Origin of the sequence: Rhizobium sp. LjRoot30 (assembly GCF_964253915.1) — a bacterium.
Lineage (GTDB): Bacteria > Pseudomonadota > Alphaproteobacteria > Rhizobiales > Rhizobiaceae > Metarhizobium.
Genome location: NZ_CAXUSG020000003.1, coordinates 17573 through 37178 on the forward strand (window position 1 = coordinate 17573; position 19606 = coordinate 37178).

Sequence of the window (19606 nt, forward strand, 5' to 3'; positions counted from 1 at the left end):
AACACCTTTCGATCTCGACGGGGCGAAGCATGGATATCTTGTTCGATCAGCAGCTGGTTGCCGCCAACCGCCGCCGGGCCTTGCGGAATTTCGATCCGAAGGCGACCTTCCTTCTCGACATCGCCGCAGAAGAAATCGCCGCACGGCTTTCCGTCGTCGAGCGGCGGTTCGAGGCGGGCGTCGAACTGTTCGGGGCAACCGGTGAAACCGGCCGCGCCGCGCTTGCCACCGGCCGGGTGGATACGGTCAGCCGCATCGAACTCCCCTCGGCCTATGTCGACGACGGACGCACGGTCGTCGAAGCATCGCTGGAGACGCTGCCGCTCGCGCCGGAGAGCACCAATCTGGTCGTCTCGCCGCTGAGCCTGCACCTGACCAACGACACGCCGGGCGTCTTCGTGCAGATCCGCCGGGCGCTGAAGCCGGACGGCCTGTTTCTCGCCGCCATTCCCGGCAGCGGCACGCTGCAGGAGCTGCGCGACGTGCTGCTTTCGACCGAGGCCGAAGGAACGGGCGGCGCCAGCCCGCGCGTCATCCCGTTTGCCGATGTCCGCGATGTCGGCGGCCTGCTGCAGCGGGCAGGTTTTGCCCTGCCGGTCGTCGATGCCGAAAACTACACCGTGCGCTACGACTCGCTGTTTCCGCTGATGCGCGACCTGCACGCCATGGGCATGGCCAATCCGCTCACCGGCCGCAGCCGCAAACCGCTTGGCCGGAATTTCTTCCTGCGGGCGGCCGAACTCTACGCCGAACGCTATTCCGACCCGGATGGGCGTATCCGCGCCACCTTCTCGGTCATCTACGTTTCGGGCTGGGCGCCGCACGACAGCCAGCAGAAGCCTTTGAAGCCGGGTTCGGCCAAGGCACGGCTGGCGGATGCGCTCAAAGTTCAGGAAATCAAGCTGGATTGAGAGAGGCCGCGCAAGCTGCGCGGCGGCGACAGCTTACTTGTCGATGGTGTTGGACAGCATCAGATAGATGTCCTTGAAGCCGTTAGCAAAGCCACCGACGGAGACCAGCAGGGCGATCGAGACGAGCGCGGCAATGAGGCCGTATTCGATCGGCGTCGTGCCCTTTCGGTCTCGAAGCAGCTTGAAAACCCTGCGCAGGAACATCGTCCACTCCCGGAAGCTAAGATGCACGGACCGGAAGATGCCGGATCCGTGCAAGGAATCGATTCATTGGTTCCCGTCCCCGGACGCGCCAGCGCCGGAGGCCGGCTTGTCAACATCCGCTGTCGGAACCATAGCCCTCGACGATGCAGACGGAGCCTGGCGTCTCCTGCAGCACGCTGCGGCGAACGGTATAACGCTTGCCCGTTTCCGACCGCTGGATCGAACCGGTGGTGATGTTGTCGTAGTTGTCAGGCATGCTCGCCAGACGGCGCTGGCTGCCATATTTCGACATCATCGGGGTCAGGATAAGCGTCAGCGCAATCACCGCCGTGCCAAACAGCAGCGCGATGTTCAATGCCCCACTTTTCTGGGATTTAGGCGATTGCCGTTCCTTTGCCTGGACGGTCTTCCAGAAATCCTCGTCGATCATGTCAAGCCTCTTGGCGCAATCTTCATGCTTGATTGAAGATGATAAATGCCAGAGCCTGTTTAACGATCTGTTAAATACAGCACTAAGAGAAGGAGAATTAAAGCAAATCCTGAAGAATGGGGATCAGCGGCTCATCAGCGGGCGGCATCGGGTAGTCGCGAAGCGCGTTCGGACGCACCCATTTGACCACCTGGCCTTCCAGTCCCTGCGGAATGCCTTCGTACCGGCGGCAGACGAAAAGCGGCATCAGCAGGTGGAACGTCTTGTAGGTATGGCTGGCGAAGGTCAGCGGCGCAAGGCAGGCGACCTTGGTCGTGACACCCAGTTCCTCGCGCAATTCGCGGATCAGCGCTTCCTCCGGTGTTTCCCCCGGCTCGACCTTTCCGCCCGGAAATTCCCAGAGCCCGGCCAACGACTTTCCTTCCGGCCGCTGTGCCAGAAGAATACGATTGTCGGCATCGACCAGTGCGCAGGCCACGACCAGAACCAGCTTCTTTCCCGCCTCGCTCACGCCCGCCTCACTCACGATTGCCCGTCCCTGCTCCAGTAGTGATAACGATAGACTTCCGCAAAACCCAGCTTGCCGTAGAGGCCCAGAGCCGCTTCGTTGGTCGTCACCACCTGCATCCATGCGGAGCGGGCGCCGCGCATGCGCGCCCAGCGCAAGGCCGAGGACAGGATTTCGATACCGAGGCCACGGCGGCGCTCGGAGGGAGCGACCGCAAGCATCATCACGCCGGCAAGATCGTTGTCCTGCACGCAGAGCACCGAGGCGACCGCCCCCTTGCCCGGGTCCTCGATGACGAACAGGCCGGACGGCGGCTTGATAGCGCTCAAAATTTCGGCCAACGCCGGCTTGCGAATGGGATCGGCCTCTTCCACCTTCAGGCTGGCATCGACGAAATAACCGATGTCGTGGCTCGGCAGGTGGTCCATGGTGTCGGGCAGTTCGATCGTCGCCAGGTCGGCACTCAGCACACTGACGCTTTCGAAACGCTGCCATCCCTCATTCGCCAGCAGCCCGATCAGCGCCGGCGGCGCCAGCGGCGTTTCCCGCACGACGAGCGGCCGGCCATAGGCCTCGAAACGCTTGCGGGCCTTTTCCAGCCGAATGTCCGCATCGCGGAAATCACCCGGATCGAGCGGCACGACACAATTGAGCCGCAACGAAGGGTGACCCGCCGTCAGGCGCACCTGCCAGCTGCCGTCATACTGCACCGCCGCCGCCGGCCATGCACGAAAACCCACCGCTTCCAGCCGGCGCACCGCCGGCAGGTCTACAGTGTTGGACGATTCTGCGTTCATCAATCCCTGTCAGCTCCGGTAGTCGCCATTGATGACGACATATTCCTTGGTCAGGTCGCAGGTCCAGACGGTCGCCGTGCCGTCGCCGAGGCCAATGTCGACCCTGACGTCTATATCCTCCTGCTTCATGGCCGCCGAGGTCGCCGCTTCCGAATAGGCCGGATCGCGTTCGCCATCGACGGCGACACGAATGCCGCCGAACCAGATCGCCAGCCGGTCGCGGTCGGCCATTTCGCCGGACTTGCCGACAGCCATGACCACGCGGCCCCAGTTGGCATCTTCGCCGGCAACTGCCGTCTTGACCAGCGGCGAATTGGCGATCGACAGCGCGATACGCTTGGCGGCCGCGTCGTTCTCCGCGCCGGTCACGGTGACGGCCACCATCTTGCGAGCGCCTTCGCCATCACGGACAACCTGCAGGGCAAGATCCTTGAGCAGATCGTTGAGGGCTGCACGGAAGCTTGCAAGGCGGACATCGTCGGCCGTTTCCACCCGTGCCTGCCCATCGGCTGCCGCTGCACCCGTAGCAAACAGAAGCAGCGTGTCGGAGGTCGAGGTGTCGCTGTCGACTGTCACCGAGTTGAAGGTCGGGCCGACACCCTCCGACAGCAGCGCCTGAAGCGCGGCCGGCGCGATGTCGGCGTCGGTGGCAACAAAGGACAGCATCGTCGCCATGTCAGGCGCGATCATGCCGGCACCCTTGGCGATGCCGTTGATGGTGACGGCCACGCCGCCGATCTCGGCCGTGCGGGTGGCGACCTTCGGATAGGTATCCGTGGTCATGATCGCCTTCGACGCCTCGAACCAGAAATCGCCTGCGGCATCCTTGGCCATGGCATCGAGCACGCCGGAAAATTTCGTGGCATCGAGCGGTTCGCCAATGACGCCGGTCGAGGCGAGATAGACCTCGTTTTCGCCGCAGCCGACAGCGGCGGCAGCCGACTGCGCCGTCAGCGCCGTGGCCTCGCGGCCCTTCTTGCCGGTAAAGGCATTGGCATTGCCCGAATTGACGACGACGGCGCGTGCCGTGCCGTGCGACAGATTGGCGCGGCAGAAATCCACCGGCGCCGACGGGCATTTCGAGCGGGTGAAGACACCGGCAACCGAGGCCGGCTTGTCGAACACCATCAACAGGACGTCCGTCCGGTTCTTGTATTTGATCCCGGCGGAGGCAGTTGCCATGCGCACGCCGCGCAAGGCCGGAACGGTGGCGAAGGATTTTGGGGCGAGCGGGGAAACGGAACCGGACATCTGACAGACCCTGGAGAAGGAAAGAGCCCGTCTGGCAGACGGGCTCCGGGGATTATTGCTTGTTGGCTTCTTCGTAGCCCTTGCGCAGGGCTTCGTCGGAGATCTCGACCTTGGATTCGGTCTTCGCCTTGTTGAGGAGTTCAAGATACTTGTCGCGGATGACGATGTTGCGAACCTGGTCCTGCACCTGCTCGAACGGCGGCGGCGGGGCGATGCGCTTGTCTTCGACCTTGATGATGTGGAAGCCGAACTGGCTCTTCACCGGGGTCTTGGTGTAGGCACCCTTTTCCAGCGCGAAGGCAGCGTCTTCGAATTCCTTGACCATGCGGCCCTTGGCGAAATAACCGAGGTCGCCACCGTCGGACTTGTTGGAATCCGTGGACTTTTCCTTGGCCAGCTCGATGAAATCCTTGCCGGCGTCGAGGTCGGCGATGATCGCCTTGGCCTCTTCCTCGGTCTTCACCAGGATGTGGCGGGCATGCACTTCTTCTTCCTGCGGCAGGGCTGCGACTTCCTTGTCGTAGCGGGCCTTGACCTCTTCCGGCTTCAGCGCATCGACGACATGCTTGCGGAAATAGGCACTGTGCAGCTCGCGCTCGGAAAGGTACTGCATGCGGGTCTTGAAGTCGTCGGTCTTGTCCAGGCCCTCGGCGGAAGCGCCCTTGGCGAGAAGCTTGACGTCGATGATGCTGGAGAGAGCCGCGATCTTCTTCTGCTCGTCCGGCAGCTGTGCCAGCTGCGGGTCGAGACCGGCAATGGCGATGTCGAGTTCGGACTGGTGGATCGGCAGATCGCCGACCTTGGCCACCACGGCGTCCTCGGCCAGCGCGGGCATCTGAAGGCCGACAAGCGTCGCGAACGCCATCGCAGCCAGTTTATTGTAGCTCAGCATGAATTAACCTTTCGGAATGAAACCGGCTCTCAGCTCTTCGCAATTCCGGTCAAAAACGTCCTCAACACCAGAATGTGGCCATTCTGTATCGGCTTGTCCCGTTGACATCAATCGACCCCCCTCTTATCTGTCACGCAACCTCGCGTCCAGAAAAGTTTCCGGCCGTATTGCGCCTATCTGCCGAAATTCGGCATTTGATCCAGGTCCGATCGCCCGGGACATCATTCAGAAAGGGCCATCGTTATGGTCAGTTTTGGCGGCCTAGCCCGCAAGCTCTTCGGCTCCTCGAACGAGCGCCGTGTGAAGTCGTATCGGCCTCAGGTCCAGGCGATCAATGCGCTGGAAGAGAGCATGAAGGCGCTCTCCGACGAGCAGCTCGCCGGCAAGACCGCGGAGTTCCGCAAGCAGCTGGACGCGGGCAAGAGCCTGGACGATCTTCTGGTGCCGGCCTTCGCCGTGGTTCGCGAGGCCTCCCGCCGCGTCCTCGGCCTGCGTCCCTTCGACGTGCAGCTGATCGGCGGCATGATCCTCAACGACAACGCCATCTCCGAAATGAAGACCGGTGAAGGCAAGACGCTGGTGGCGACCCTGCCGGTCTATCTCAACGCGCTCGCCTCGCGCGGCGTGCACGTCGTGACGGTGAACGATTACCTCGCCAGCCGCGACGCCGCCACCATGGGCCGGCTCTACGGCTTCCTCGGCATGAGCACGGGCGTCATCGTCCACGGCCTGTCCGACGAGGAGCGCCGCGCGGCTTACGCCTGCGACATCACCTACGCCACCAACAACGAACTCGGCTTCGATTACCTGCGCGACAACATGAAGTATGAGCGCGGCCAGATGGTGCAGCGCGGCCATGCCTTCGCCATCGTCGACGAAGTGGACTCGATCCTGGTCGACGAAGCACGCACGCCGCTGATCATCTCCGGTCCGCTCGACGACCGCTCCGACCTCTACAACACCATCGACGCCTTCGTGCCGCTTCTCTCGTCCGAAGACTACGAGATCGACGAGAAGCAGCGTTCGGCCAATTTCTCCGAAGTCGGCACAGAAAAGCTTGAAAACCTGTTGCGCGACGCCGGCCTGCTCAAGGGCAACGCGCTCTACGACGTCGAAAACGTTGCGATCGTCCACCACATCAACAACGCGCTGAAAGCCCACAAGCTGTTCCAGCGTGACAAGGACTACATCGTCCGCAACAACGAAGTGGTGATCATCGACGAATTCACCGGCCGCATGATGCCGGGCCGCCGTTATTCGGAAGGCCAGCACCAGGCACTCGAAGCCAAGGAAAAGGTGCAGATCCAGCCGGAAAACCAGACGCTGGCTTCCGTCACCTTCCAGAACTACTTCCGCATGTACGACAAGCTCGCCGGCATGACCGGCACGGCATCGACGGAAGCGGAAGAATTCGCCAACATCTACCGGCTCGACGTCGTCGAAGTGCCGACCAACCTGCCGATCAAGCGTATCGACGAAGACGACGAGGTCTACCGGACCGGCGAAGAGAAGTTCAAGGCGATCATCACCGAGATCAAGGAAGCCCATTTGCGCGGCCAGCCGGTTCTGGTCGGCACGACCTCGATCGAAAAATCCGAACTGCTCGCCGAATTGCTGAAAAAGACCGGATTCAACAACTTCCAGGTCCTCAACGCCCGCTACCATGAGCAGGAAGCCTACATCGTCAGCCAGGCCGGCGTTCCCGGCGCGGTGACGATCGCCACCAACATGGCCGGCCGTGGTACCGACATCCAGCTCGGCGGCAACGTCGACATGCGCCTGGAGCGCGAGCTGGAAGGTGTCGAGGCAGGTCCGGAACGCGATGCCCGTGAGCAGGCGATCCGTGCCGAAGTGCAGGAACTGAAGCAGAAGGCGCTCGCCGCAGGCGGTCTCTACGTCATCGCCACGGAACGCCACGAAAGCCGCCGTATCGACAACCAGCTGCGCGGTCGTTCCGGCCGCCAGGGCGACCCGGGCCGCTCGAAGTTCTACCTGTCGCTGCAGGACGACCTGATGCGCATCTTCGGCTCCGAGCGCATGGACAGCATGCTGACCAAGCTCGGCCTGAAGGAAGGCGAGGCGATCGTCCATCCCTGGATCAACAAGGCCCTGGAACGCGCGCAGAAGAAGGTCGAAGCCCGCAACTTCGACATCCGCAAGAACCTGCTCAAGTACGACGACGTGCTCAACGACCAGCGCAAGGTGATCTTCGAGCAGCGCATCGAGCTGATGGACGCCGAAAGCGTGACCGAAACCGTCGCCGACATGCGCAACGAGACGATCGAAGCCATGGTTGCCCGCCACATTCCCGAGCGGGCCTATGCCGAACAGTGGGACGGCGAAGGCCTGCAGAACGCCGTGCTGCAGACGCTCAACCTCAACCTGCCCATCCAGGATTGGCTGAAGGAAGAGGGCATCGGCGAAGAAGACGTGCTCGAACGCATCACCGCCGCCGTGGACGCTGCGACCGCCGACAAGGCCGAACGGTTCGGCCCTGAGATCATGACCTACGTCGAACGCTCGATCGTGTTGCAGACGCTGGACCACCTCTGGCGCGAGCACATCGTCAATCTCGATCACCTGCGTTCGGTCGTCGGTTTCCGCGGCTATGCCCAGCGCGACCCGCTGCAGGAATACAAGTCGGAAGCCTTCGAACTCTTCCAGGCCCTGCTCAACAACCTCCGCCAGATGGTCACGACGCAGCTGATGCGCGCCGAACTGGTGCGTGAGGCGGCCGACGCGCCGCCGCCGAGCCTGCCCGCCATGGAAGGCCATCACCTCGACGCCACCACCGGCGAGGACGATTTCGCCGGCCAGGCCGTTCTCGGAGCAGCCGAAATCATCGTGCCGCCGGAACAGCGCGATCCGCAGGATCCGCGCACCTGGGGCAAGATCGGCCGTAACGAGACCTGCCCCTGCGGCTCCGGCAAGAAGTACAAGCACTGCCACGGCGCCTTCGAAGCCGTCTGACGACCGGCCTCACCGCCCTTCACACACATTGCGATGCCGCCTTCGGGCGGCATTTTTGTTTGCCGCGGTGCCACCCGTCAGCCGGATCGAACCCCCGGCCTTGAACCGTTTCTTAATGCTGATCTGACAAGACTCCAGCCGTTGTTTTGCGTCATCAAGGTTCTGCGTGTTGAATATGGCGTTCATCGAAACTGCCGAACGACTGCTGCCATCCGGCCTGCGCGCCGTGGTGACGCCGTTGCTGCGCAAGGTTTCGGCCGCCATCAGCGGTGACGGGGAAAAGGCCGCGGCACAGCGCATGGCGCTTACCGCCTTCGTTATCCGCGTCGTCAGCGCCGCCATCGCCTTCGTTTCCCAGATCATCCAGGCCCGCATCATGGGCGAATTCCAGTACGGCATCTTCGTGTTCGTCTGGGTGATGGTCGTGCTGTTCGGCAATCTCTCCTGCCTCGGCTTCCACTCGACGGTAATCCGCTTCCTGCCGCAATACCGGGCCGTGGGCGCGCTGGACGAGATCCGCGGGCTGACGGTGACCGTGCGCATCTTCGCCATGCTCTCGGCAAGCGCGCTGGCCGTCGTCGGCTATATCGGCATCACGCTGTTCAGCGCCTCGATCGAAACCTATTACGCCGTGCCGCTGTTCCTCGGCCTGTTCACCCTGCCGATGATCGCCCTCGGCGATGTCCTTGACGGCACGGCCCGCGCCAACAGCTGGGCGGTGACGGCGCTGAGCCCGACCTACATCATCCGCCCGACCCTGATCCTCGTCTTCATGCTGCTCGCGGTGCAAGCGGGCGCGGCCCATACAGCCGAGACGGCGATGCTGGCGGCATTGGCGGCCACCTACGTCACGACACTTGGCCAGTTCCTCACCGTCACCTGGCGTCTCGGCAAGCGCTATATCCGCGGCACCATGAAGATCGATTTCTTCGCCTGGCTGCGTTTTGCCGTACCGATCTTCCTGATTGAAGGTTTCGGCTTTCTTCTGACCAATTCCGACGTGATCGTCGTCGGCCTCTATCTCGACCCGGAACACGTCGCCATCTATTTTGCCGCGACGAAGACCATGGCCCTGGTGCAGTTCGTCTATTTCTCGGTGAAGGCGGCCGCCGCACCGCGCTTCTCGGCGATGATCGCCGAAAAGGACATGCGTGCGCTGGCAGGTTTTGCCGGAGAGACGGTTCGCTGGACCTTCTGGCCGTCATTGGCCGTCGGTCTCGCGGTGCTTGCCGTCGGCGAGCCGCTGCTATCACTGTTCGGCCCCGCGTTCACCGCCGGTTACGTGCTGATGGCCATCCTGTTCGCCGGCATTCTCTGCAAGGCGATGATCGGCCCCGGCGAAGTGCTGCTGACGATGGCCGGCCGGCAGAAGCTTTGTGTCGTGCTCTATGCCGGCGCGCTGACGGCAAACATCCTGCTGAACATCACCCTCATTCCGCTCTTCGGCCTGGTCGGGGCGGCATCCGCCGCCGCCGGCGCGATGATGGTCGAGGCGCTTTTGCTGCACATTGCCGTGCGGCGTTCGCTTGGCATCGTCCTCTTCGCCTTTGCCGATCCCCTTGCCCTCTTCAAGACAAAGGTCGCGTGATCGTGGCACAACCTCCTGTCTACAACGAAAGCATGAACAGCAGCGCCAACCGCATGGTCGGCGAGCTCGCGACCTCGCGGCTGGACCGGCCGGTCGCCGACGTGCATCTTCCGGTCGGACGCCCCGGGCGCGAGCTGAGCCTATACCCGGCGAGCATGGGTTATGACCTGCAGCAGGAAATCGACTTCCTGGCCAACCGCGCCATGGAGCCCAACGTTTTCTTCAACGGACGTTTCCTGGCGCCGGCGATGCCCCGTCTCGACGACCGGCAGGTGCGCCTGGCACTCATCCGCGACGAGGATGCCGGCCGCAGCCGCCTGCGGTTGGCAATGCCGTTTTCCGTTGAAAAACCGGGATTTTCGGTCGGCCCCTCGATCATTCGCGTCTGGTCCAACCCTTTCGGCCCGCTCGGCACACCGCTGGTGGACGCCGAAGACGCGGCCGAAAGCATCGACAACCTCTTCGATGTGCTCGGCAGAAAATCCGCCGGCCTGCCGTCGATCCTGGTGATGCCGGACCTGCGCCTGAACGGCAATTTTGCCCAGCTCGCCAAGGCGATTGCCATCAGCCGCAACCTGCCGATCTCGACCATCGGCGCGTTCCGCAGGCCGATGCTGGAAAGCCTGCAGGATGGCGAGACCTATCTGAAACAGTCCATCTCCAAGCAACACCTGCGCGACATTCGCCGGCAATGGCGCGCGCTTTCCGCCCATGGAACGCTGACCTACAACGTCGCACGCCAGCCGGGCGAGATCCGTCACCGGATGGAAGAATTCCTGGCACTGGAGGCCAGCGGCTGGAAAGGCGCCAAGCGAACCGCCATGGTCGTCGATCGCTACCGCGCCGCCTTTGCCCGCGAAGCGATCACCAACCTCGCCGACAACGACGCGGTGCGCATCCACACACTCGACTTCAACGGCGAGGCGATCGCCTCCATGGTGGTGTTCATTACCGCCGGCGAGGCCTATACGTGGAAGACCGCTTTCAACGAGAGCTTCGCCAAATTTTCTCCCGGCAAGCTGCTGGTCGCCGAGCTGACGGAATGGCACCTGGACGATGCCAACATCGTCCGCACCGATTCCTGCGCCGTGCCCGATCACCCGATCATGAGCCGCTTCTGGGAAGAACGCGAGGACATGGGCACGCTGGTCGTCGGCCTGCAGCAGAATGGCGACCGCGACGTTCGTCAGGTCTCGGCGCAATTGCACCTCTATCGCAACACCCGCAACATGGCCCGCCTGCTGCGCGAAAAGATCCTGTCGCTCGCGGGACGTTGATCGCCTGCTATCGATCTCGCTTCAGGCCGCTTCGGCGGCGGCCTTGTCGCGCAGGAGCCGACGGATCACCTTGCCGGTGGTCGTCAGCGGCAGGGCATCGATGAACTCCACCTCGCGCGGATATTCGTGCATGGACAGCCGTGTCTTCACCCAGTCGCGGATCTCGCCCGCCAGCGCCTCGCTTGGCGAAAAACCCGGCACCAGCACGATGTAGGCCTTGACGATCTCGGTTCGCAGCGGATCGGGCTTGCCGATGACGGCCGCAAGCTGCACCGCCGGGTGGCCCACCAGGCAATCCTCGATTTCACCCGGTCCGATACGATATCCCGAAGACGTAATGACGTCGTCGTCGCGACCGAAGAAAGCAACATAGCCGTTTTCATCCTGCCGCCCCTGGTCGCCGGTCAGCATCCAGTCACCGGCAAACTTGGCCTCGGTGGCTTCGTCGTTCTGCCAGTATCCGAGAAACATCGAAGGCGATGTTTTGTGAATGGCGATCTGGCCGATTGATCCTGGCGGCAGGGGTGCGCCCGCTGCGTCGAGGATGGCGACACGATGCCCCGGCACCGCGCGGCCGATCGAACCGGCCTTGGTAATGCCGAGGTTTTCGGCCGAGGACAGGACGAAATTACACTCCGTCTGGCCATAGAATTCGTTGACGGTCAGCCCCAGCGTCCTCTTCGCCCACTCGTAGGTTTCGCAGCCGAGCGACTCGCCGGCGGAACCGATGGTGCGCAGGTCCAGCGCATATTTTTCCAGCGGCCGCTCTACTGCCGCCAGCAGCCTGAGCGCCGTCGGCGGAATGAAGGCGTTGCGCACCTTCATCTCGGCCATGATGCGAAACGCCATGTCCGGATCGAATTTTTGCGCCGGCGACGAGACGACGGGAACACCGAGCATCAATGCCGGCAGCAGCGCATTAAGAAGACCGCCGGCCCAAGCCCAGTCGGACGGCGTCCAGACCTTGTCGCCCGGCTGCGGCAGGAAATGATGCGCCATCTGCATGCCGGGGATGTGGCTGGCAAGCACCCGGTGGCCATGCAGCGCCCCCTTTGGCGGCCCCGTCGTGCCCGAGGTGAAGATCATCAGCGCAGGCTCGTCCGGGCCGCCCGCCGTCACCTCCGCCAGGGGCGGATGCTGGGCCACCAGATCGTGGAAGGAGAAGACGCCCGCTTCTTCTCCATCGATCAGGATGACGTGACGCAGCTCCGGCAACCGGTCGCGGATGTCCTTGAGGCGCGAAAAACCGAAGGCATTGGTGACGATGGCCGCCGCACCGGCGATCCGCAGGCGATGCTCCAGCGCCTCGACGCCGAAAAGCAGCGCCAGCGGCAGGGCAATCGCCCCGAGCTTGTAGATACCGACATGCGAGACGACGGTCTCGAAACTCTGCGGCAACAGCAGCGCCACCCGATCCCCCTTGCCGAGGCCAAGCGCCTGGAGCGCAGCAGCGAAGGAGGACGACTGCGCCGACAATTCGCCATAGGTCATCGAACGATGCCGGCCATCGGGGCTGAAATGTTCGAGGCAAACCTGCTGCGGCGCCCGCGCCGCCCAATCGTCGCTGACGGCAACGCCCATGTTGAAATTTGGCGGAATATCCCAGGAAAAATCGCGGTAAAGCGCCTCGTAGGTGTCGCGGGATGGCAGTTTCATGTCAAAAATCCGGTTTTGCTGCGCTGCAGCTAACATCGCGGACGCCAAAAAGACAATCGAAACCTTTTCGCATTGCAAACGGCGACAAGACCGGACGGCCTTTCCGTTGCATGCGAGGACATTTCAGGAGATGGCGCGCCGAAACCGAAAGACGGCAAACCCGAGCGATGGGTTTGAGGGCGGCAGCGCCAAAAATAGATGGTGCGCCGAAGCGGAGCGAAGGCGAACCAGCGCGATGGGTTGGAAGGCGGCATCGCGCAAGAAAAGATGGTGCGGGTGGTCGGGGTCGAACCGACACTCCTTTCGGAACCGGATTTTGAGTCCGGCGCGTCTACCAATTCCACCACACCCGCGTGTGAGGTCCTACAGTGCGGCGACTATACGAATGAAGGCCTGTCGGTCAACCGACATTTTGAAAATTTTCATGAAGGCAGCCGATCACCCTGCGCCTCACGAAAAGTTTTTCATCAGCAGATGTCCGGCATGGCGGGCAGCCATTTACAGCAGCAGGCGGCAGGCCTAAAAGCGCCGTGATCCCCTGCAAGACAGGGATGATCCTTCTTCAAAAGCGCTGCGGCCATGGCCTCCTCGACTGGAACCACCGACATGAATTCGACCACCGGCAATCGCACCCAGACCATCGCATCCGGGCTTCTGGCGCTAGGAATGGCCGCAACGGTGGTGACGGCGCTTGGCTTCGAACATATCGGCGGCTTTATACCCTGCATGCTCTGCCTGCTGGAGCGCGAACCCTATTATTACGGCATCCCGGTTGCCGCCGCGGCGTTTCTTTCTTCGCTGCTCGGCGCACCGGCCTGGCTAACCCGACTGCTGCTGGCCGTTGCCGGCATCATCATGATCGTCGGTGCGGGGATGGGCGTCTATCATTCCGGCGTCGAGTGGCATTTCTGGGAGGGGCCGACGACCTGCTCCACCACCGTCAATGCTGTGACCACCAACGCAGGCGATCTTCTCGGCGACCTGAACCGTGTCAAAGGACCATCCTGCACCGATGCCGCCGGCCGTTTCCTGGGTCTGTCCTTCGCCGGCTGGAACGTCATCGCCAGCGTCATTCTTGCGGCAATCGCCTTTGTCGGCCTGCGGGCGAAGAAAACGGCCTGACGTCGGTTACGGCTGCAGTTCGGTATCCCAGTAGAGATAGTCCATCCAGCTTTCATGCAGGTAGTTCGGCGGGAAAAGCCGGCCGTTGTTGTGCAGGTCCTGCACCGTCGGCTGGTAGGGTTTCTGCGCCGGGAACATGCCCGCCTGCTTGGTCAGCTTGCTGCCCTTGCGCAGGTTGCACGGCGCGCAGGCGGCCACGACGTTTTCCCACGTCGTCTCGCCGCCATGGGCGCGCGGGATGACGTGATCGAAAGTCAGATCGTCGGGCGAGCCGCAATACTGGCATTCGAAACGGTCGCGAAGGAAGACGTTGAAGCGTGTAAAGGCGGGGAAACGCGACGGCTGGACATAGTTCTTCAGGCAAACAACACTCGGCAGTCTCATCGAAAAACTGGGCGAGGACACCGAATGTTCGTACTCGGCAATGATGTTTACTCTATCAAGAAACACTGCCTTGATCGCGTCCTGCCAGGACCACAACGACAAGGGGTAATAACTCAGTGGCCGGTAGTCAGCGTTCAGAACGAGCGCCGGCAGGGCCTGGGGTGAGACTGCAATCGTCAAGGGGCTCTCCTGAGCGATTCGGCATCTGCTTTCTGTATATTAGGCGCGTTGTTACAGCATTGTGAAGCCCTCTTAAGACAATAGCTTGACTGTTCATTGTGATTCACAAAAGCGGCAGTGCATCGCGTCGCATCCGCGCCGCGTAATAGGCCCAGAACAGCCTCGCCGCGACCGACCGCCACGGCGCCCAGAGAGCCGTCAGACCCGCAAGTTCACGGGCGGACGGGCGCTTTTCCAGCCCGAAGGCATGGGCCACCGCCGCCTGCAGCGCCACGTCGCCGCCTGGAAAAATGTCGGGGTGGCCACCGCAGAACATCAGGTAGACCTCCGCCGTCCAAGGCCCGACACCCTTGATGCCGGTCAGCAGCGCAAATGCCTGTTTCGCCTCGAGCGTCGATGCCGCTTCGAGATCGAGAGTGCCGGCGTGCACGGCGGCGGCAATACGGCCCAGCGTATCCGCCTTGGCGCGCGACAACCCAAAACTGTCTGGGCCTTTGCAGGCTTCGAGATAGGCGGAAGCCGTCGCCGTCCCCCCGACCGCCTCGATGCGGCGCCAGATCGCCGCGGCACTGGCCTTCGACACCATTTGCGAGACGATGATTTGCGCCAGCCCGGCAAATCCCGGCCGGTCGAGCCGCAAGGGAACCGGACCCGAGACGTCGATCACCGCCGACAACCGCGGATCGATCGACCGCAGGGCTTCGAGACCGGCGGCGATATCGTCGAGGCTTTGGATCGTCTGCATTCTTCTCCATCCCCCGACCCTTGGCCGGCGCCGAATTTTCGTGGCAGAAGAAAGCATGATCGACAGTTCGCGTCAAAAACCCGTCTTCCGTTTCGCCCCGAGCCCGAACGGCCTCCTGCATCTCGGCCACGCCCTTTCCGCCTTCATCAACCAGGACATGGCGCAGGCAACCGCAGGGCGGCTGCTGTTGCGGATCGAGGATATCGACCTCAGTCGCTGCACGCCGGCCCTCGAAGCCGCGATCCTGCACGATCTCGACTGGCTCGGCATCGCTTACGAGCAACCGGTACGGCGCCAATCCGAACATTTCGAGGACTATCGCAAGGCGCTCGACGGATTGATCGCGAGAGGCCTTGTCTATCCGTCCTTCATGACTCGCGGCGAGGTGAAAAACCACGTCGCCGCCTTCGAAGCTGCCGAAGGCCGGCCCTGGCCGCGCGATCCGGACGGCTCGCCGCATTACCCGCCGGCCGACAAGGACCTTCCGGCAGAGGAGCGGCAAAAACGGCTCGTCTCCGGCATGAAGCACGCGTGGCGCCTGGACATGGCCACAGCGGTCGCCTGCCTCGACGCACCACTATGCTGGGAAGAAACCGGCGATGGCGACAGGGGAACGATGCTCGCCGATCCCGCCGCCTGGGGCGATGTCGTGCTCTCCCGCTCCGACGCGCCGTCGAGCTATCATCTCTCCGTCACCCTCGATGATGCGCTGCAGGGCGTGACGCATGTGGTGCGCGGCCTCGACCTTTTCCACGCGACATCGGTGCACCGGCTGCTGCAGCAACTGCTTGGCCTGCCCGCACCCGTCTACCACCACCACCGGCTCATCTCTGGACCGGACGGACGAAAGCTGTCGAAGAGTTTTGGCGATACCGGCCTTGCCGCCTTGCGGGAGGCAGGTGCCTCACCCGCCGACATCCGCCGTCTCGTCGGGCTTGGACACCGCCGGTTTTTCCCGTTCCTCGGCAAAAAGCCGGCGCGAAATGCGCTCCAGCACCCGGTATTTCATCAGCGCCGCGTTGACCTCGGCGCCGAGAATGAAGATCACCCCCACCATGTAGAGAAACACGATGACGATCATCACCGAGGCTAGACCGGCATAGGTCGCGGTGTAGTTGGCGAAGGTGGCGATGTAATAGGCGAAGACAAAGGCTCCCGCCGACCAGGCAAGCAGGGTCAGCAGGATGCCCGGAATAACGTCGAGAATACCGCGACGGCCGGCCGGCAGCCAGAGGTGCGAAAAGAACAGCCCGGCGATCAGCACGATGATGGTGCCGTAGACGCTCCAGCTCGACACGGTCTCCAGCACCTCTGTCATCCACGGCAGGCGGCGCTCGGTGAAACGCAGCGCCACCGGGATAGCGACCAGCGTGATGCTGATCGCCGTAAAGATCATCACCGCGATGACGACGTAGCCGAGGCTCGCCAGCCGCGTGACGTACCAGCGGCGCGTCTCGGCCTGGCGATAGGCGCGATTGAGCGAAATGCGCAGCGCCTCGACACCGTTGGAGGCGAAGTAGGCGGCCGCCAGCACGGAGATCGTCAGAAGGCCGCCGCGCGGGATGGTCAGCACCTGCTGCACCTGGTCCGACAGAGGTTTGGCGATTGCCTCCGGCCAGGTGTCGAAGATCAGGTGCACGGCGGTATCCGAAAACTGGTCGGCGCCGAGGAAGGTTGCCAAGGCCGTCCCGAAGATCAGGAAGGGAAACACCGCAAGCAGGATCGACAGCGCCACATGGCTTGCCATCGCCCAGCCGTCATCCTCGCTGAAATGATAGAAGGCGTCGAAGCATACCTTGTACGCCACTCGCAGGAACTTCGGCATCCACCCTCCAGGCTTCGGCATTCGCATTGTCAGTCTGGCGGGAATATGGGAAACCGACTGCGCTTTGTACAGGAATCATTCCATGACGGACCGCCCCGCGATCATCATCACCGGCTGCTCCACCGGCATCGGCGCCCATTGCGCCCGCGCGCTGAAGGCAGATGGCTGGCGGGTGTTCGCCACGGTGCGCCGCGAGGAAGACCGGGCGGGGCTGGAAGCGGACGGCATCGAAGCGCTGATCATGGACTACACCCGGGCCGAAACGATCACGGCGCTGGTCACCACCGTCGCAGAACGGACCGGCGGCCGGATCGACGCGCTGTTCAACAACGGCGCCTATGGCCAGCCGGGCGCCGTCGAGGATCTCTCCACCGACATCCTGCGCGCCCAGTTCGAGACCAACGTCTTCGGCTGGCATGAACTGACCCGCCAGGTCATCCCTTACATGCGCAGGCAGGGGCATGGCCGCATCGTGCAATGCTCGTCGATCCTCGGCCTCGTGCCCTACCGGTTTCGCGGCGCCTATACCGCCTCGAAGTTCGCACTCGAAGGCCTGTCGGTGACGCTGCGCATGGAACTGCAGGGCAGCGGCATCCATGTCAGCCTGATCGAACCCGGCCCGATCACCTCGCGATTCACCGCGACGGCACTGAAACACATCGAGGCCAACATCGATCTCGAAAACTCCGCCCACGCCGTCGAATACAAACGCCAGCTGGCGCGACTTAATGGCACAGGGCCGGTCAATCGCCATAAACTCGGCCCGGAAGCGGTGTATGACGTGCTCAAACACGCCTTGACCGCCAAGCGCCCCCGCCCGCATTATCCGGTGACGACGCCGGCCAAGCAGGGCGTTCTGCTCAAGCGTTTCCTTCCCGCCGATCTGTTCTACCGACTCATGCGCTGGCTCGATTGAAGCGCGCTGAAAGAAAGGTTATTTTGGACCGATGTCCAGTTTTACGATGATCCTTGCCGTGGCCGTCATGGGCCTTGTCGCGCTCGTTCTGATTCGCGGCCTGTTCAACATGATGAAGGGCGGCAGCCCCAACCTCTCCAACAAGCTGATGCAGATGCGCATCGTGCTGCAGGCAGTCGCGATCGCGCTGATCATGCTGACGCTGTGGCTGACGGGCGGCGGCCGCTGATACTACAGCCTAGATCATTTCCGCTTTTCTCCGAAACGCGAAAACGCTCTATCTCTTTGTTCCTACGCAATTCCGGACGCAAAACCGCGACGCACTTTTGCTGGAATTGCTCTAATGCGCGCTAAGGGGGCTCTCGCATGGTCAAGCTGAACAAGATCTACACCAAGACCGGCGACGACGGCACCACCGGCCTTGTTTCCGGTCCGCGCCGCCGCAAGGACGATCTGCGCATCGAAGCCTACGGCACGGTGGACGAGACCAATTCATGGCTCGGCATGGCCCGGCTGCACACGGCCGGCGACGGTGAATTCGACGCCATGCTGGAGCGTATCCAGAACGATCTCTTCGATCTCGGCGCCGATCTGGCCACACCCGATACCGGCAAGCCGCTCGACTACGAGCCCCTGCGTATCGTCGAGGCGCAGGTGGAGCGGCTGGAGGCGGAGATCGACCGCCTCAACACCGACCTGCAGCCGCTGAAATCCTTCATCCTGCCCGGCGGCTCGCCCGCAGCCGCCGCCCTGCACATGGCGCGCACCGTGTCGCGACGCGCCGAAAGGATCATGGTCGCCCTGTCGCGCAGCGAGGGTGAAACAGTCAGCACTGCTGCACTGAAATATATTAATCGCCTCTCCGATTTTCTGTTCGTCGCGGGCCGTCATCATAACGACAAGGGCCAGACGGATATGCTTTGGGTTCCGGGAAAAAACCGCTAAGCTGCGACAGCAGGTCGCAGAAGCATAGCAGCGGTTTTGCTGAAAGGACCTGAGTAATCCAGCATCTAGGGCCTGCAGGCGAATCCGGGGGATTGCTGCGGGCCTCGGAAAAATCTTTAGGGGGACCGGGGTGTTCATACCGCTGCACGACAAGAATTCCCTGAAATACATCAAGCTGCAATATGTGACGATCTCGCTGATAGCGGCCAATTGCCTGATCTGGCTGTTCACCGGCTTTCTTGCGCCGGAATCGGTCAACGACGCGGCGACCATCGGCCTCGGCTACATCCCGGCCGTCGCCTTCAACTATGCCTACCTGCCGCCGGAAATGGCGCTTGTGCCGCACAACACCACCTATCTCACCTACGCCTTCCTGCATCTCGATTTCTGGCATCTTGCCGGCAACATGCTGTTCCTCTGGGTCTTCGGCGACAATGTCGAGGATGCCATGGGGCATGTCCGCTTCCTCGTCTTCTACCTCGCCTGCGCCGTTGCCGGCGCCCTCTTCCACGGTCTCATCGGCCCATCGTCCCAGGCGCCGCTGGTCGGCGCCTCCGGCGCGATCTCCGGCGTCGTTGCCGCCTACATGATGCTGCATCCCAAGGTGCGGGTCTGGGTGCTGGTGCTGTTCCGCTTCCCGCTGCCGCTGCCGGCCTTCATCCCGCTGCTCTTCTGGGTCGGCCAGCAATTCTTCATGCTGCTGACGGATACGGACGGCAGGGTCTCCTGGGGCGCGCATGTCGGCGGCATCATTGCCGGTGCCATCCTCGTGCTGTTCATGCGCCGCAAGGACGTTCCCCTCTTCGACACCAGCATTGTCACGCCCAAGGCCGTGCGCCATGCAGAGGTACCGGCGGACCCGGGCGCCGTCGCAACGGCCGGCGACACCAAGACGCCGCCGCATTGGGGCCGCGGCTAGACCAGCAGCCATTTCGAAACTGCGGAAAATCCGCCCATATGCGACACACAACCGTTGTGTTTGGGGGAAAAACGCGTATCCATGTC

18 protein-coding genes, 1 tRNA gene and 2 pseudogenes are annotated in these 19606 nt (G+C 62.7%); 10 read left to right on the plus strand and 11 right to left on the minus strand.

Features of this window, described 5'->3' with window-relative positions; translation table 11 throughout:
* The first annotated feature begins 29 nt into the window (after positions 1-29).
* Entirely contained in the window at positions 30-911 is an 882-nt protein-coding gene (locus ACSQ3I_RS07720; RefSeq protein WP_435997623.1) for a methyltransferase domain-containing protein, read from the plus strand.
* Positions 912-944: 33 nt separating this feature from the next.
* Here the strand turns inward: ACSQ3I_RS07720 and ACSQ3I_RS07725 are convergent, their stop codons facing one another.
* The 6 genes and pseudogenes from ACSQ3I_RS07725 to ACSQ3I_RS07750 all read right to left on the minus strand — a co-directional run bounded on the left by ACSQ3I_RS07725 (position 945) and on the right by ACSQ3I_RS07750 (position 4993).
* Entirely contained in the window at positions 945-1115 is a 171-nt protein-coding gene (locus ACSQ3I_RS07725) for a Flp family type IVb pilin (protein ID WP_435997625.1), read from the minus strand.
* A gap of 109 nt (positions 1116-1224) precedes the next feature.
* Positions 1225-1545 carry a hypothetical protein gene (locus ACSQ3I_RS07730; protein ID WP_435997626.1) on the minus strand — a complete coding sequence of 107 codons (321 nt, stop codon included), beginning with the start codon at positions 1543-1545 and terminating at the stop codon, positions 1225-1227.
* Between the two features lie 97 nt (positions 1546-1642).
* Positions 1643-2056: an 8-oxo-dGTP diphosphatase MutT gene (mutT, locus tag ACSQ3I_RS07735; RefSeq protein WP_435998313.1), complete on the minus strand. Its 414-nt coding sequence runs from the start codon at positions 2054-2056 to the stop codon at positions 1643-1645.
* 11 nt (positions 2057-2067) lie between these two features.
* Positions 2068-2879, minus strand: a pseudogene (locus ACSQ3I_RS07740) (GNAT family N-acetyltransferase).
* A complete protein-coding gene (argJ, locus tag ACSQ3I_RS07745; protein ID WP_435997628.1) occupies positions 2860-4101 on the minus strand; it encodes a bifunctional glutamate N-acetyltransferase/amino-acid acetyltransferase ArgJ in 1242 nt (413 codons plus the stop codon). The pseudogene ACSQ3I_RS07740 and the gene argJ overlap by 20 nt, the downstream one beginning before the upstream one ends.
* Positions 4102-4153: 52 nt before the next feature.
* On the minus strand, positions 4154-4993 hold the full coding sequence (locus ACSQ3I_RS07750) for a peptidylprolyl isomerase (RefSeq protein WP_435997630.1): 840 nt from the start codon (positions 4991-4993) through the stop codon (positions 4154-4156).
* A 243-nt stretch (positions 4994-5236) separates the two neighbouring features.
* Between ACSQ3I_RS07750 and secA the strand changes: the two genes are divergently transcribed.
* From secA to ACSQ3I_RS07765, 3 genes are all read left to right on the plus strand, one after another.
* On the plus strand, positions 5237-7963 hold the full coding sequence (gene secA / locus ACSQ3I_RS07755) for a preprotein translocase subunit SecA (RefSeq protein WP_435997632.1): 2727 nt from the start codon (positions 5237-5239) through the stop codon (positions 7961-7963).
* A gap of 175 nt (positions 7964-8138) precedes the next feature.
* The gene (locus tag ACSQ3I_RS07760; protein ID WP_435997634.1) at positions 8139-9551 is read left to right on the plus strand and encodes a lipopolysaccharide biosynthesis protein; all 1413 of its coding nucleotides are present in this window, start codon (positions 8139-8141) and stop codon (positions 9549-9551) included.
* Positions 9552-9604: 53 nt separating this feature from the next.
* Positions 9605-10828 (plus strand): GNAT family N-acetyltransferase, encoded by a 1224-nt coding sequence (locus ACSQ3I_RS07765; RefSeq protein WP_435998315.1) that lies wholly within the window; start codon positions 9605-9607, stop codon positions 10826-10828.
* Between the two features lie 21 nt (positions 10829-10849).
* Here ACSQ3I_RS07765 and ACSQ3I_RS07770 read toward each other — a convergent pair whose 3' ends face one another.
* Positions 10850-12484 (minus strand): AMP-binding protein, encoded by a 1635-nt coding sequence (locus ACSQ3I_RS07770; protein WP_435997636.1) that lies wholly within the window; start codon positions 12482-12484, stop codon positions 10850-10852.
* 268 nt (positions 12485-12752) lie between these two features.
* A tRNA-Leu gene (locus ACSQ3I_RS07775) sits at positions 12753-12837 on the minus strand.
* A 253-nt stretch (positions 12838-13090) separates the two neighbouring features.
* On the opposite strand from ACSQ3I_RS07775, the gene ACSQ3I_RS07780 reads away from it, so the two are divergent.
* Positions 13091-13606 carry a disulfide bond formation protein B gene (locus ACSQ3I_RS07780; protein WP_435997638.1) on the plus strand — a complete coding sequence of 172 codons (516 nt, stop codon included), beginning with the start codon at positions 13091-13093 and terminating at the stop codon, positions 13604-13606.
* Positions 13607-13612: 6 nt separating this feature from the next.
* Here the strand turns inward: ACSQ3I_RS07780 and ACSQ3I_RS07785 are convergent, their stop codons facing one another.
* Together ACSQ3I_RS07785 and ACSQ3I_RS07790 are read right to left on the minus strand one after the other, a co-directional pair.
* Complete coding sequence (locus tag ACSQ3I_RS07785) at positions 13613-14170, minus strand: HNH endonuclease (RefSeq protein WP_435997640.1); 558 nt, start codon at positions 14168-14170, stop codon at positions 13613-13615.
* A 103-nt stretch (positions 14171-14273) separates the two neighbouring features.
* Entirely contained in the window at positions 14274-14915 is a 642-nt protein-coding gene (locus ACSQ3I_RS07790; protein WP_435997642.1) for a DNA-3-methyladenine glycosylase family protein, read from the minus strand.
* Positions 14916-14970: 55 nt separating this feature from the next.
* Between ACSQ3I_RS07790 and gluQRS the strand changes: the two are divergent.
* Positions 14971-15852, plus strand: a pseudogene (gene gluQRS / locus ACSQ3I_RS07795) (tRNA glutamyl-Q(34) synthetase GluQRS); the annotation flags it as partial.
* Here gluQRS and ACSQ3I_RS07800 read toward each other — a convergent pair.
* Positions 15820-16740: a YihY/virulence factor BrkB family protein gene (locus ACSQ3I_RS07800; protein WP_435997643.1), complete on the minus strand. Its 921-nt coding sequence runs from the start codon at positions 16738-16740 to the stop codon at positions 15820-15822. The pseudogene gluQRS and the gene ACSQ3I_RS07800 overlap by 33 nt on opposite strands.
* A gap of 82 nt (positions 16741-16822) precedes the next feature.
* Between ACSQ3I_RS07800 and ACSQ3I_RS07805 the strand changes: the two genes are divergently transcribed.
* From ACSQ3I_RS07805 to ACSQ3I_RS07820, 4 genes are all read left to right on the plus strand, one after another.
* Entirely contained in the window at positions 16823-17656 is an 834-nt protein-coding gene (locus ACSQ3I_RS07805) for an SDR family oxidoreductase (RefSeq protein ID WP_435997645.1), read from the plus strand.
* Between the two features lie 31 nt (positions 17657-17687).
* Positions 17688-17885, plus strand: coding sequence for a twin transmembrane helix small protein (locus ACSQ3I_RS07810; protein WP_435997647.1), 198 nt, complete (start codon positions 17688-17690; stop codon positions 17883-17885).
* 137 nt (positions 17886-18022) lie between these two features.
* Positions 18023-18601, plus strand: a complete 579-nt coding sequence (locus tag ACSQ3I_RS07815) for a cob(I)yrinic acid a,c-diamide adenosyltransferase (RefSeq protein ID WP_435997652.1) — start codon at positions 18023-18025, stop codon at positions 18599-18601.
* A 130-nt stretch (positions 18602-18731) separates the two neighbouring features.
* Entirely contained in the window at positions 18732-19520 is a 789-nt protein-coding gene (locus tag ACSQ3I_RS07820) for a rhomboid family intramembrane serine protease (RefSeq protein WP_435997653.1), read from the plus strand.
* Positions 19521-19606 lie beyond the last annotated feature (86 nt).